Here is a 13,031-nt window from a genome sequence, read left to right on the forward strand (position 1 = left end):
CATGGGCACGGTGGCCGCCATCGGCGAACAGGTCAGAGTGGCCGGCCTCGCCCTCGCCGGGGTGGACGTACACCCGGCTGAACGGCCCGAGGACATCCGCAGGGCCTGGAGGGAGCTCTCCGGGGACGTCGCGCTGGTCATCGTCACTCCCGCCGCCGCGGCAGCGCTGGGGCCCGGGATCGACAGCACCGATCCGGTGGTGGCGGTGATGCCGTCATGACCGCCACGGGCACGGAGTGGGCCGACACGCTGGAGCCGGCACGGACCGAGCTCCTGCGTGCGGCACACGAGGCGGCCGACGCCCTGCTGGCCGAGGCGGCCGAGGACGCCCGTCGTATCCTGGCGTCCGGCAGCGCCAAGGCCGCGGCGATCCTGGAGGGGGCACGCCGCCAGGGCAGGGCGGACGGTGCGGCCTTCGCGGCAGGCGAAGTCGTACGGGCCCGCCGGCGCGCGTACACACTCGGTCTCCAGGCCCGGAAAGAGGTGTACGAGGAATTGCGCCGGCGCGTCGTCGACGGCGTCCTGCACGCCCCCACCGACCGCGCGGCCCTGCGGGCCCGGCTGGAGGCGCGGGCACGAGACGTGCTCGGACCCGGAGCCTCGGTCACGGCCGTCGCGGACGGCGGTGTCCTGGCCGAGACCCCCGGCCGCCGGGTCGATCTCACCCTGACCTCCCTGGCCGAGCGTGCGCTGGAGCGCGCGGGCCCGGAGGCGGAGACCCTGTGGGCGCCGTGAAGGCGCCGCGCGGCGCCGTGGAAGCGCCGAGGATCCTGCGCGTCGCCGGGCCGCTCGTCGAACTGACCTATACCGGCGGCACGGCCATGCACGACGTCGTACTGCTCGGGGAGGCCGCCGTCCCCGCGGAGGTCGTGTCCATCAGAGGGGACGTGGTCACCGCCCAGGCCTACGAGTACACGGGTGGTCTGGCCCCGGGCGGCCCGGCACGTCCGCAGGGCGGGCCGCTCTCGGTGCGGCTGGGGCCCGGGCTTCTCGGCGGGGTCTTCGACGGTCTGCTCAGGCCGTTGTCGCACGCCGGCGACCGGCTGACGGCGGGGCCGCAGACGGGCACGCCGGAGGAGCGCACCTGGTCGTTCACGCCGTCCGTGCCTGAAGGCGGGCAGGCCGGTGAGGGCGAAGCACTCGGCGAGATCGGCCTGCCGGTGCCGTTGGGCGTGCTGGTACCACCCGGCTGCTCCGGTCCGGTGACGCGGATCGCCCCGGCGGGCTCGTACAACGAGGACACGGTCCTGGCAGTCGTTGCGGGCACGGAGATCCGGATGTCCGCCCAGTGGCCGGTGCGCAAGCCTCGGCCGGTGCGCGAGCGGCTCGGCGCGGTGGAACCGCTGACCACCGGGCAGCGGGCGATCGACCTGCTGTTCCCCATGGCGCTGGGCAGCACCGTCGCCGTGCCCGGCGGCTTCGGTACGGGAAAGACCGTGCTCCTTCAGCAGATCGCCAAATGGTGCGACGCCGATGTGATCGTCTACGTCGGCTGCGGGGAGCGCGGCAACGAGATGGCGGATGTGATCGCGGAGCTGTCCGAGCTGGAGGATCCGCGCACCGGCGGGCGGCTGCACGACCGTACGGTGGTCATCGCCAACACCTCCAACATGCCGATGATGGCCCGCGAGGCGAGCATCCACACCGCCGCCACGGTCGCCGAGTACTTCCGGGACATGGGCCTCGACGTGGTGCTGATCGCCGACTCGACGTCCCGGTGGGCGGAGGCCCTGCGGGAGTTCGCCTCCCGGATGGGCGAGTTGCCGGCCGAGGAGGGCTACCCCGCCCGTCTCGCCTCCGAGCTGGCCGCCTTCTACGAGCGGGCAGCCGCTGTACGCACCCTCGGCGGCCGCACGGGCTCGGTCACGGTGATCGGTGCCGTGTCCCCGCCCGGCGGTGATGTCACCGAACCGGTCACCGCGCACACGGAGCGCTTCGTCCGGTGTCTGTGGTCCCTCGACCGGGACCTCGCCTACGCCCGCCACTATCCGGCGCTCTCGTCGTCGGCCTCATTCTCCCGGGACGTCCCCGCACTGGCCGCCGCCCGCGAGCGGGCCGGCGACCGGGACTGGCCGCAACGGCGTACCCGGGTTGCCGCCCTCCTGGCGGAGGCGGACCGCCTGGCCGACCTGGTCGAGCTGGTCGGGGTCGCCGCGCTGCCCCCGCAGGAGCGCGTCAGTGTGCTCGGCGGCCGCCTGCTGCGCGAGGGCGTCCTGCAGCAGAGTGCGCTGTCGCCGCTGGACTCCTACTGCTCGCCCGGGAAGACGGCCGCCCTGGCCGAAGCCGTCCTGACGGTGGTCGCACGCTGCGGCGAACTGGCCGACTCGGGTGCGCGGGCGGACGCCGTCGAAGCCGTCGATTTCACGCCGCTGGTGCGCGCCCGTGAGGAAGCCGGCCCCGAGGACACGACGGCTGTGGAAGCCGCCCGGGACACGGTTCTGGCACGGCTTCGGGAGGCGCTGTGACGGACGGGTACGAGGTGGAGTACACGGACGTCCGCGAGCTGCGCGGCCCGCTCCTGGTCGTCGGCGGCGTCAGCGGTGTCGGATGGGACGAGTTCGTCCGGATCACCCTCGACTCCGGCGAGCGGCGGCACGGGCTGGTGCTGGAAGTGGACCGTGACCTCGCCGTGGTGCAGGTCCTGGAGAACACGGCCGGCATGGATCCCTCCGGGACCCGGATCGCCTTCGCGGGAACACCGCTGCGCATTCCGGTCGGCACCGGCTGGCTGGGCAGGATCTGCAACGGCCGTGGTGAGCCGGCCGACGGTGGTCCTCCGGTCCTGGGCGCCACCCACGCGGCGGTCGGCGGGACGCCGATCAACCCGGTGCGCAGGGAACCGCCTTCCGAGCCGGTGCTGACCGGGGTGGGCGCCATCGATGTGCTCACCACGCTGGTACGGGGCCAGAAGCTGCCGGTCTTCTCGGCCGCGGGGCTGCCGCACCTCGAACTGGCGGTCCAGATCGCCGCCCAGTCCAGTTGCGCGGGCGAGGCGTTCAGTGTCGTGTTCGCCGGGATGGGGCTCACCCACCCGGACGCCTCGTTCGTCCGTGAGGGTCTGGCGGAGCGCTCCGCCTCCGGGGAACTGGTCCTGCTGCTCAACACCGCCGACGACCCGGTGATCGAACGGCTCCTCACGCCGCGGCTGGCACTCACGATCGCGGAACACCTCGCCTTCGACGAAGCCCGGCACGTCCTGGTGGTGATGACCGACATGACGGCGTACGCGGAGGCGCTGCGCGAGGTGTCCGCCGCCCGCGGCGAGATCCCGGCGCGGCGCGCGTATCCCGGCTACCTCTACAGCGATCTCGCCTCGCTGTACGAACGCTGCGGAAGGATCCGGGGCCGGCCGGGGTCGGTCACCGTACTGCCGCTGCTCACCATGCCGGCCGGGGACATCACCCATCCCGTGCCGGATCTCACGGGGTACATCACGGAGGGCCAGATCGTGCTGTCCGGCGAGGCCCACGCCCTCGGTGTCTATCCGCCCCTGGACGCCCTCGGCTCGCTGTCGCGGCTCATGCGGAAGGGGGCCGGGCCGGGCCGGACCCGGGAGGACCATCTGGACGTGGCCGCGCAGCTCGTCGCCGCCCTCGCGCGGGCCCGGCAGGTGCGGGAACTGGCCGATCTGATCGGGCGGCCCGCACTGAGCCCGGCGGACCTGCGGTACCTGGACCTCGAACAGGCCTGGCTGAGGAGGTTCCTCGCCCAGCGGCCCGACGAGCACAGGCCGCTCGACCAGGCCCTCGACCGCGCCTGGGAGGTGCTGCACACCCTGCCGCGCAGCCAGCTCACCATGATCCCCGCGGCCCTGTACGACGCCCATCACGACGACGGGGGGCCGCGCCCATGACCGGGCGGCACCGGGTACCGCCAGGGCGTGCGGGCCGCCTTCGGTTGCGGCGCAGCCTGGACACCGCGCTGCGGGGAGCCGACCTGCTGGAGCGCAAGCTGCAGATCCTGCTGGCCCGTGAAGAGGAGCTGCGGCGGGCGGAGGAGGAGGCAGACCATGCGTGGCGGCAGCACCTGGGGGAAGCGGAGACGTGGCTGCTGCGCGGACTGCTGCTCGGCGGGGAACAGGCGCTGGCATCGGCAGTGGTGGCGGACCGGGCGGAGGCCACAGTGGAGTGGACCGCATCGATGGGGGTACGCCACCCGTCCGGTGTCTCCTGGACACCCGCCGCGCGCTCCCCGGCCGAGCCCACCCCGGGCAACACCGCCCTCGTCGTGGCCGAGGGCGCCTACCGCGAGGCGGTGCGGGCCGCCGCGGAGTTCGCGGCGGCCCGCACCGCCGCCCGCCTGCTCGCCGAGGAAACTCACCGGACACGACTGCGGGTGCGCGTGCTGCGTCGGCATTGGATCCCCCGGATGCATCGGGAGCTGGCTGCGGCAGATCTGGCCCTGGAACAAGCGGAGCACGAGGACTCGGTGCGACGGCACTGGGCGGCCGGCCTGCGCGCGCGGCGTGAAGCGGTGTCCGCGCGGCCGGCCGGCGGGGCGAAGTCCGGAGAGGAGGCACCGTGATCCACAGCGCCGGAACCCTTGCGGGCGTGCTCGGCCTGCTGGAAGACGAAGTCCGTCGCCGCCTCGTACGACAGCCACCCAGGCTGCCGTGCCTGGAAAGGACCGGGACAATGGAAGGGGCACGCTCCGCGCTGCAACCCGAGGCGAGGGCGTGTGACCCACGTGCCCGGCGCGCCGCACACCCAGGCCGGGTCGTACCCGGACAGCGTCGGCGCCGAGAGGAAGGCGGTCACCATGACCAGCATCACTCAACGCATCGCCGGCTTGTTCCGGGTCAAGGCGAACAAGGCACTGGACAAAGCCGAGGACCCGCGCGAGGTGCTGGACTACTCCTACGAGCAGCAGCGGGAGATGCTGCAGCGGGTCCGGCGCGGCGTGGCCGATGTGGCGACCAGCCGCAAGCGGGTCGAGCTGCAGGTCAGCCAGTTGCGTCAGTCCGCGGAGAAGCTGCAGGGCCAGGCAGAGCAGGCGCTCGCCGCAGGACGTGAGGACCTCGCCCGTGAGGCGCTCACCCGGCGCACGGCCGTGGCTGCGCAGATCACCGACCTGGAGGGCCAGCAGGCGTCGCTGAAGGACCAGGAGGAGAAGCTGACCCTGGCGGCTCAGCGCCTGGCGGCGAAGGTTGACGCGTTCCGTACCCGCAAAGAGACGATCAAGGCCACCTACACCGCCGCCGAGGCCCAGACCAGCATCACCGAGGCCGTCACCGGCATCGGCGAGGAAATGGGCGATGTGGGCCTGGCCATGCAGCGCGCCCAGGACAAGACCGAACAACTCCAGGCGCGCGCGGGTGCGCTGGACGAGCTACTCGCCTCCGGCGTCCTGGAGGACGCCACCTTGCCGACCGGGCGGGACGACATCCAGAGCGAGCTCGAGCGTGTGACCGCGGGCCAGGACGTGGAGATCGAGCTGGCCCGGATGAAGGCCCAGCTCCCGACGTCCCCCGCTCCGGCAGCAGTCGAGGGCCCGGATTCCCCGAAGGGCCCGTCGGACCAGGAGGCGAAATCATGATCATGCGGATTCTGGGCGAGGGCCAGTACGAGATCGCCGAAGAGCACCTGGACCGGCTGAACGAACTGGACTCCGCTCTCCAGGCGGCGGCCGACACGGGCGACGACGCGGCCTTCACCACCACCCTGTCAGCCCTGCTGGACGCGGTACGCACCCTCGGCACTCCGCTGCCGGACGAGACGATCACACCGTCCGACCTGGTGCTGCCCGACGAGGGCACCAGCCTCGGGCAAGTACGGGAGCTTCTGTCCGACGAGGGCCTGATCCCGGGGTGATGACGATGCGCAGCCGTTTCGAGCCCGACCGGCAACTGACCGCCCGCATGGTGGTCACGATGTTCCTGCTCGGGCTGGTGTACGTGGCGTTCATCGCCGCGCTGATCGTCCTGCTCAAGTCGGTCGTCCTGGTGGTCGTCATCGCCGCGGGGCTGCTCGCCGCGCAGTACTGGTACTCCGACCGGATCGCCCTGTACGCCATGCACGGCCGCCTCGTCACGCCCGAGGAGCAGCCCCTGCTGCACGGTGTCATCGACCGGCTGTGCGCCACCGCGGACATGCCCAAGCCTCGGGTGGCCGTCTCCGACATGGACCTGCCCAACGCCTTCGCCACCGGCCGCAACGCGGAGAACGCCGTGGTCTGCGTGACCACCGGACTGCTGCGCCGCCTGGAAACGGAGGAGCTCGAAGGCGTCCTCGCACACGAGCTCTCGCACGTCGCGCACCGCGATGTCGCGGTGATCACCATCGCCTCGTTCCTGGGCGTGATCGCCGGGCTCGTCGTCCGTTTCGCGTTCTACTCCCAGCTGTTCGGCGGACGCGACCAGCGCGACCAGAACACCGCCGTCGTCTTCATGTCCGTGATGGCGGTCTCCGCCCTCGTCTACGCGGTCAGCTACCTGCTCATCCGGGCCCTGTCCCGCTACCGCGAGCTGGCCGCCGACCGGGCCGCCGCCATGCTCACCGGGAAACCTTCCGCCCTGGCCTCGGCACTGACCAAGGTCAGCGGAGACATCGCCCGGATCCCGACCCGGGACCTGCGTACCGCCCAGGCGTTCAACGCGTTCTTCTTCACCCCCGCCCTCGGGCCCGGCACGGCGGTGGCGAACCTGTTCTCCACCCACCCCAGCCTGGAACGCCGCCTGGCCGCGCTGGAAGAGATCGCCGCCGAGCTGAGCGGACCCGGCGAGCAGACACCCTGAGAAGGAGCTGATCCGCCGTGGGCTTCTGGGATGCCCTGTTCGGCCGCACCAGGCCGGTCAAGCCCGACCTGGACCAGCTCTTCGGCCTGCCGTCGGCAGCCATCACCCTCCAGGCCGCCATCGGCTTCACTCCGACCGGCCTGGGCTCCGTGTGCTTCGCCGCCATCGAGGGCGGCGCCTTCGCCCGAATCCGACAGGAAGTACACGCACTCCTCGACGCGGACGCCGAACGAGCGGGCCCGCCGGTGGAGTTCAGCACGGATGAGTACGGGTACGCGTGGCTGCTGTCCCGCCGCGACCCTGCCGAACTGCCCGCCCTGGTCAACGACCTGCACGCGGTCAACACCGCCTTGGAGGAGAGCGGCTTCGGCCCGCAGCTCTTGTGCTCCCTGGTCACCTTCCACGACGCAGAACTGCGCCCGCTCGCCCTCGTCTACCTCTACAAGCGGGGCGCCTTCTACCCCTTCGCCCCGCTGCCCGGCCAGAAACGTGACAACCCGCTGGAACTCCAGGTCAAGGCCGCGGTGAAGGACGACCTGCGCATCGAGGAGGACCTGGGCCGTTGGTTCCCGCTCTGGGGCGCCCCCGGCCTGTGACGACGTGTGGCCGTAACGACGCCCGTGGCGAAGACGAGCCGCACGACGACCGCACGGCATTGCGGCGTCCTGCATCGACTGGGAGCGGCGTTCGCTAGGCACCCCGGTAAAGGCGTTCAAGATCGATGAGCATGACCTCGTCGCGCGCCTGCGCCGCATGCAGTTCGGGGCTGAACCCCGATGCCCCGTAGAGAGCCAGGCGCACCCGGCTCACATCCTCCTCTTCCCGGGATGCGAGTGTGTCGACGATGCTGCGCAACCGTTGCATGTGGTGGATGTCCATGCCGGTCTGCCATCGCGCGAGCCCCACCGACAGGAGGGCGCCGGTCCTGTGACCGTCCTGCTCGCGGACCACGACCTCGGCCTGCAACGCGGTCGCCGGGGCAGCGGCGCCGAGTGAGCCGTAGGCGGCGGCCACGTGGTCGGCGCCGAAGGTGTCCGGGGCGGCAAAGCGGACCGCCCAGTCCCGGCACGTCTGGGCGAACTGGGGTCCGGCTACGCGGGAGTGGAAATCGGTGCGCGCGTCTTCCCACACGGCTTCGGCGGCGCCCTGCTCCAGCAGAGTCCGGCGCGGCCGGGCGACCGCGTGTTCGAACGCCAGGAGCTGGTCAGTGGGTCGGTGACGCACAACAGCCGGCCGCAGTCCGTCCGGTTCCGACCGGAGCAGTCCGTGCTCCCGCAGGACGGTGAGGGTCTGAGAGGCATCGGTGAGCTGCTGCCCGAGGAAAGAGGCGATCTCCCCCTGCCGCGTGCATCCCGCGGCCAGGGCGGACAGAACGGAATGGCAAGCCCCGGAACTCAGATGCCCGGTCTCCTCGTCCACGAGGTGGCGGGCTTCACGGAACAGCGGCGTGCACGGATTCAGGACGGTCCGGCAGACCCAGGCGTCGAAGTCGTTCCGGTCTGCGGGAGCGTCGCCGCCCACGTAGTCGTGCCGGTAGGCCGGGGTTCCGCCGACGACGGCGTACACGAGGAAGGCCAGCTCCGGGTCGTCGATGCCCCACAGCCGTGCAGCCTTGCGGAAGTCGAACGGCTGGAGGTCGACCTTGAGAGCGGCTGCGGCCGCCAGCGCGGCGGCGGGCGCGAACAACCGGTTCATGACCGGCCCCGTATCGCCTGCGAGGATCAGGCGGGCACGGTTCTCCTGGGGCGAGCGCTCCAGGCGGCGGATCGCTCCGTGAACAGCGGATGCCAGAGCCGGGCTCGCCGCGACGAGGTCGGGAAACGAGTCGATGATGACGGGCAGCGGCCTTGAATCACCCAGCGCGAGCAAGGCGTCCACTGCCTCCTTCCAGTCACTCCAGTGGCTGGGCTCCGAGACCTGCCGGTATCGCGCGTACTCCGCGCCCAGTCTGCGCAGTGACTCGGCTTCGGTAGCCTCCTGTCCACCGAAATAGAACCCGCCAGTGGCCCGCGCCACCGATTCCAGCAACAGCGTCTTCCCTTGGCGGGGCCGGCCCAGGACCGCACCCAGACCCGTCCTCGCATGCGGATCCTTCGAAAAGGCGAGCAGCGCCGACCATTCATCCTCCCGGTCGAAGAGCCGAGCAGGCTTGCCCGAGAGATCAGGGCCCACGGCCGAGGTGTGCTGTCGCTGTCCCTGTACGGCATCCACGCCATGCACCTCCGGAACCAGCTGGGGCTCCCTCCATTCTCAGGCCCGGGACCGTCCGGCGCGCGCCGCGCCGCCCTCCTCGGCGCCGGCGGAGCAGCGCGTCGTAGCCGTCCGGGGAAGGCCGACAGCAAGTGCACGGACCGTCGGCGAACGGCACGCCCGACATCGGCAGGGCCGGGCCGCCCCCTCGCGGCGGCTCGGCACATGGGCCGGTCGGTCCCCGACCGGGTCCTGTCGGGCCCCTCCCGGCCCCGCGCCACGACTGGGATGGTGAAAACCGGTACCCGCCTCGAAAGGAGGGGTCGACGGCGCCCGTACCCTCAAGATGTTCGGCAATTACACCCCCGTACGCGCCGAAGTGGGCCGATGTACCCCACTTCTCGGCGCACGCCGACGCAGGCCAGATCATCGACTGGCTGCGCGGAGCCCCGGCTCCCCACGCCACGTTCCTCGTGCACGGCGAGGAAGCCGCCTCCGAGACCCTGCGGGACCGCATCGACCGCGAGCTGGGCCGGATGGCCGTCGTCCCCAAGCCCGGCGACCGTTCTGGTCCGCTGACCGGGGCCTCGGGGACCAGAGCCGTGAGGACCGCGCAGCGGTCCTCGCCCGGTTCGCCCGGACCGCAGGGATACCCCGCCCACGCACACAGAGGAGGGTGCCATGACCTCCACCCCGCGCACCGTCAGCGATGTCATGACGAAGACCGTGGTCACCGTCACCCCCGCCGCAGACTTCAAAGAGATCGTCACCGCCTTGGAGCTGTGGAAGGTCACCACCATCCCCGTCATCGAAGGCGAAGGCCACGTCGTCGGCGTCGTCTCCGAGGCCGATCTGCTACCCAAGGAGGAGTTCCACGGACACCGCCCCGGCATGATCGAGCAGATGCGTCTCCCCAGCGACACCACGAAGGCCAGGTCCCTGCGTGCCGAGGGACTCATGACCAGCCCCGCCGTGACCATCCGCGCTGACGCCACCCTCCCCCAGACAGCCCGTCTCATGGCCGACCGGCGTATCAAGCGCCTGCCTGTCGTCGACGCCGACGGCACGCTCAAGGGCATCGTCAGCCGCGCCGACCTCCTCAAGATCTTCCTACGCACCGACGACGACCTCGCCGCCGAAGTCCTCAGGGAGGTCGTCGAGCGGCTCTTTCCCCTCTCGCGACCAGACATCAAGATCGATGTCACTCACGGCGTGGTCACCCTGACGGGACACGTCCGCGACGCCCACCTCATCCCCGTGGCCACCCGGCTCACCCAGGCCGTCGAAGGCGTGGTCGACGTGCGGTGCCGCCTGGAATCCACCTGAGCCGTGGTGATGCCGCCGGGCCTCAGCGTGAGACGGCCTGTCTCGTCAAGGACGAAGTCCGCCTCCCGGCAGGCCCACCGGCCGAACACCTCGTTTGCGAGGTCACTGCCGCCACCCGTGCGCCCGCAGCGCGGGCTCAGGCGTGGTTCCCCGGCTGCATCACGAGCCGCTCAGGTGTGCAGGCGGCTGTTCCGGCCGTCATGGCCGTCGGCCTGTTCCTCGTCGAACCAGTAGTCACCGGCGGCCAGGTACCGGAACGAATGGCTCTGGTTGCCGGGCAGCGCCAGCGTGACAGTCCGGGTCCCGTCCTCACGCGTGGTGAGGGGGTGCGCACCGGGCCGCCAGTCGTTGAAATCACCGACCACGCTGACCGGCCCGGGCGGATCGTCGACGGGCAGCACGAACGTGACTTCGGTGCGGTTCTGGCGCTGCTTTCGTTGGAGCATGGAGGGTTCCTTCCTGCGTCCGGTAGGTCCTCGCTCATCCTGGTGCGTCGACACTTCCGCTGCCTGCCGACGCGTCCGGCGTGCAGCCGGATGGCTGTCCCTGGACAACGGGTGTCGGCGTGGTCGGCATCAAGAGGTGGCACAGATGGCTTCGACGAAGTGGCCGACTTCTTCCTCGGAGAGATGCCGGGCCAGGTCGGCTTCGCTGATCATGCCGACCAGCCGATGGTCTTCGATGACGGGCAGTCGTCGGACGCGGTGTTCTTGCATGATCTGCAGGACCTGTCCGGTGTCTGCGTCCGCCAAGACCGTGAACGGCTTGCCCTCAGCGAGCATTCCTGCCGTCATGTGGTGGGGGTCCTTGCCCCTTGCGAGGCACTTCACGACGATGTCGCGGTCGGTGATGATCCCGTGCAGCCGGTCGTCCGGACCGCAGATCGGGAGTGCTCCCACCCCCAGCTCACTCATGCGGCGTGCCGCGTCCATGAGCGTCTCGTCTTCCTGCACGCATGACGCGCCCTTGTGCATGATCTCTCGTGCGGTCGTCATGGCCGCCTCCTCGTCTGTGAGGGCACAGCTTGGGCTCTCGGAGGTCGGGGGGCAGGCTCCGGCCACCCTTCCACCTCATACCGGGCACCATTCTCCTTGCTGCTGTGCGTCACCGCGAGCGCCGTTGGCAGGCCTGCGCGTTCCCCCCGCCCGGTCCACCCCAGCCGGTGCGAGGACATCCGGCCTCCCGGCCGGGCCGGCCGGGAGGCCGGCCCAGCGAGCCGGATCCCGGATTCCTGCCGCTCCGCAAGGAGGGGGCTGCGCTTCTCAGGGCACACCGCCGAAGTGCGGGGGCCCTTTGGCGGTCATCAGCCAGGACACGGTACGGCTGATGTCCGAGTACGCGACGATGCCGGCGAGGCTGCCGCTCTCGTCCACGACGAGGGCCCGCTGCCCACCTCCCGCCTGCATCTGAGGCAGCGACTCGGCCAGCTGGGCGTCCGGGCCGACGACGGTGACGTCCGAGAGCGGGACCATTACCTCCTGGACCGTCACCGACCCGCGTTGCCGCTCGGCAACCCGCCCTGCCGCGGCGAGCGTCAGCAGCCCCACCGGGGAGTGCCCGTCATCACCGATGACGGGGAAGACAGAGTGGCGGTAGCGGTAGCGGGGATCTCCCAGGAGCGCCGCGATGGTCAACCCGGCGGGAACGGTGACCGGGGAGGGCGTCATGGCATGCCGCACCGGCACTCCGGCCAGGACCGCACGCAACTGCGCCTGCTGCCCCTCCGCGGTCGCGGCGGCGATCAGGAACCAGGCGATCATGACGAGCCACAGCCCGCCGACCACGTCACCGCGCGCGAACAACAACAGACCGACCAGGAGGAGGAACCAGCCGAACCCGCGCCCCGCCGCTGCCGCACCTGCCGCAGCCCTCACCCGGTCACCCGTCCGCCACCACAGGAAGGCGCGCAGCAGTCGGCCTCCGTCCAGCGGAGCGGCCGGCACCGAGTTGAACAGGGCCAGCAAAAGATTGATCACCGCGAGCCATACCAGCGCCTCACTCACCAGCCCAGGCCCCGCGGCAGCGTCGACCAGCCACGCAACCAGCGCGAAGCCCCCGCCCAGACCCAGGCTCACCAGCGGGCCGACGCCGGCGATGCGTAGCTCGGCGGCGGGCGTCGACGCTTCCGATCTGAGCCTGGCCACACCGCCCAGAAGCCACAGCACGATGTCGTCGACGTCCACCTTGTTCCGCCGGGCCACCACGGCATGGGCCAGTTCGTGAGCGAGCAGGGACGCGAAGAACACCGCGGCGGTGACCAACCCCACCAGCCAGTAGATCCACAAGGAGCGCCCCGGGTAGGCATCCGGCAACCGTCCTTCGGCCAGGCCGAGTGCGATGAGCGTGAAGATGAGCAGGATGCTCCAGTGCACACCAATCCGAACCCCCGCGATCCGGCCCAGCACGAATGTCGGCTTCACAGCTCCTCCAGCGTCGTATCCCCTCAGCGGGCACGTACGTCACCCCACGGGACCTGCGAGGTGAGATCCCCCGCCCGGGTTTCCGCACCCGGGTTTCCGCACCCGGGTCATCACCCCCGGCGGTACCGGACGCGGCCTCTCCGGCGAGCGGGCTCCCGTCCGCGGGTGCCGGCGACGGGTGATCAACCGAACAGTTCGCGGACCCGGATGGTGTCCACGCACCGCCCCTGTGGTGTGGCTCTGCGGCGCGTCGGCGGCAGACCGACGGACCTCTCACGTGCAGGCAGCGGGCCGCTCGGTCCATCGTCGGCACCCGGCTCCCGCCACCGCTCCGGGCCTGTCCTGTGTGCGGCCGCGCGGTC

General features: G+C 71.2%; 14 protein-coding genes and 1 pseudogene. 11 read left to right on the forward strand and 4 right to left on the reverse strand.

Annotated features, from left to right (window positions below):
• The first annotated feature begins 1 nt into the window (after position 1).
• The 9 genes from OG332_RS05725 (at position 2) to pspAB (ending at position 7,329) form a co-directional block, all read left to right on the forward strand.
• The gene (locus tag OG332_RS05725; protein ID WP_327412404.1) at positions 2 to 220 is read left to right on the forward strand and encodes a V-type ATP synthase subunit F; all 219 of its coding nucleotides are present in this window, start codon (positions 2 to 4) and stop codon (positions 218 to 220) included.
• Complete coding sequence (locus OG332_RS05730; RefSeq protein WP_327412405.1) at positions 217 to 735, forward strand: hypothetical protein; 519 nt, start codon at positions 217 to 219, stop codon at positions 733 to 735. Before OG332_RS05725 ends, OG332_RS05730 begins: the two co-directional genes overlap by 4 nt.
• Positions 723 to 2,465, forward strand: coding sequence for a V-type ATP synthase subunit A (locus OG332_RS05735; RefSeq protein WP_327412406.1), 1,743 nt, complete (start codon positions 723 to 725; stop codon positions 2,463 to 2,465). The genes OG332_RS05730 and OG332_RS05735 overlap by 13 nt, the downstream gene beginning before the upstream one ends.
• Positions 2,462 to 3,853 (forward strand): V-type ATP synthase subunit B, encoded by a 1,392-nt coding sequence (locus OG332_RS05740; RefSeq protein WP_327412407.1) that lies wholly within the window; start codon positions 2,462 to 2,464, stop codon positions 3,851 to 3,853. The genes OG332_RS05735 and OG332_RS05740 overlap by 4 nt, the downstream gene beginning before the upstream one ends.
• A complete protein-coding gene (locus OG332_RS05745) occupies positions 3,850 to 4,524 on the forward strand; it encodes a V-type ATP synthase subunit D (RefSeq protein WP_327412408.1) in 675 nt (224 codons plus the stop codon). Before OG332_RS05740 ends, OG332_RS05745 begins: the two co-directional genes overlap by 4 nt.
• A 234-nt stretch (positions 4,525 to 4,758) precedes the next feature.
• The gene (locus OG332_RS05750; protein ID WP_327419127.1) at positions 4,759 to 5,535 is read left to right on the forward strand and encodes a PspA/IM30 family protein; all 777 of its coding nucleotides are present in this window, start codon (positions 4,759 to 4,761) and stop codon (positions 5,533 to 5,535) included.
• Entirely contained in the window at positions 5,532 to 5,810 is a 279-nt protein-coding gene (gene pspAA, locus OG332_RS05755) for a PspA-associated protein PspAA (RefSeq protein WP_327412409.1), read from the forward strand. The genes OG332_RS05750 and pspAA overlap by 4 nt, the downstream gene beginning before the upstream one ends.
• A gap of 5 nt (positions 5,811 to 5,815) precedes the next feature.
• The gene (gene htpX, locus OG332_RS05760) at positions 5,816 to 6,733 is read left to right on the forward strand and encodes a zinc metalloprotease HtpX (RefSeq protein WP_327412410.1); all 918 of its coding nucleotides are present in this window, start codon (positions 5,816 to 5,818) and stop codon (positions 6,731 to 6,733) included.
• Positions 6,734 to 6,750: 17 nt separating this feature from the next.
• Positions 6,751 to 7,329, forward strand: coding sequence for a PspA-associated protein PspAB (pspAB, locus tag OG332_RS05765; RefSeq protein WP_327412411.1), 579 nt, complete (start codon positions 6,751 to 6,753; stop codon positions 7,327 to 7,329).
• 94 nt (positions 7,330 to 7,423) lie between these two features.
• Here the strand turns inward: pspAB and OG332_RS05770 are convergent, their stop codons facing one another.
• Positions 7,424 to 8,944 carry an AAA family ATPase gene (locus OG332_RS05770; RefSeq protein ID WP_327412412.1) on the reverse strand — a complete coding sequence of 507 codons (1,521 nt, stop codon included), beginning with the start codon at positions 8,942 to 8,944 and terminating at the stop codon, positions 7,424 to 7,426.
• A gap of 131 nt (positions 8,945 to 9,075) precedes the next feature.
• Between OG332_RS05770 and OG332_RS05775 the strand changes: the two are divergent.
• Positions 9,076 to 9,414, forward strand: a pseudogene (locus tag OG332_RS05775) (MBL fold metallo-hydrolase RNA specificity domain-containing protein); the annotation flags it as partial.
• 190 nt (positions 9,415 to 9,604) lie between these two features.
• Positions 9,605 to 10,249, forward strand: coding sequence for a CBS domain-containing protein (locus OG332_RS05780; protein WP_327412413.1), 645 nt, complete (start codon positions 9,605 to 9,607; stop codon positions 10,247 to 10,249).
• Positions 10,250 to 10,419: 170 nt separating this feature from the next.
• On the opposite strand, the gene OG332_RS05785 is transcribed toward OG332_RS05780, so the two are convergent.
• The 3 genes from OG332_RS05785 to OG332_RS05795 form a co-directional block, all read right to left on the reverse strand.
• Positions 10,420 to 10,695: an isoamylase early set domain-containing protein gene (locus tag OG332_RS05785; protein WP_327412414.1), complete on the reverse strand. Its 276-nt coding sequence runs from the start codon at positions 10,693 to 10,695 to the stop codon at positions 10,420 to 10,422.
• A 129-nt stretch (positions 10,696 to 10,824) separates the two neighbouring features.
• On the reverse strand, positions 10,825 to 11,244 hold the full coding sequence (locus tag OG332_RS05790; RefSeq protein WP_327412415.1) for a CBS domain-containing protein: 420 nt from the start codon (positions 11,242 to 11,244) through the stop codon (positions 10,825 to 10,827).
• A 267-nt stretch (positions 11,245 to 11,511) separates the two neighbouring features.
• Positions 11,512 to 12,669 (reverse strand): site-2 protease family protein, encoded by a 1,158-nt coding sequence (locus OG332_RS05795; protein WP_327412416.1) that lies wholly within the window; start codon positions 12,667 to 12,669, stop codon positions 11,512 to 11,514.
• Positions 12,670 to 13,031 lie beyond the last annotated feature (362 nt).

The sequence above is a fragment of the Streptomyces sp. NBC_01233 genome (genome assembly GCF_035989305.1).
Lineage (GTDB): Bacteria > Actinomycetota > Actinomycetes > Streptomycetales > Streptomycetaceae > Streptomyces.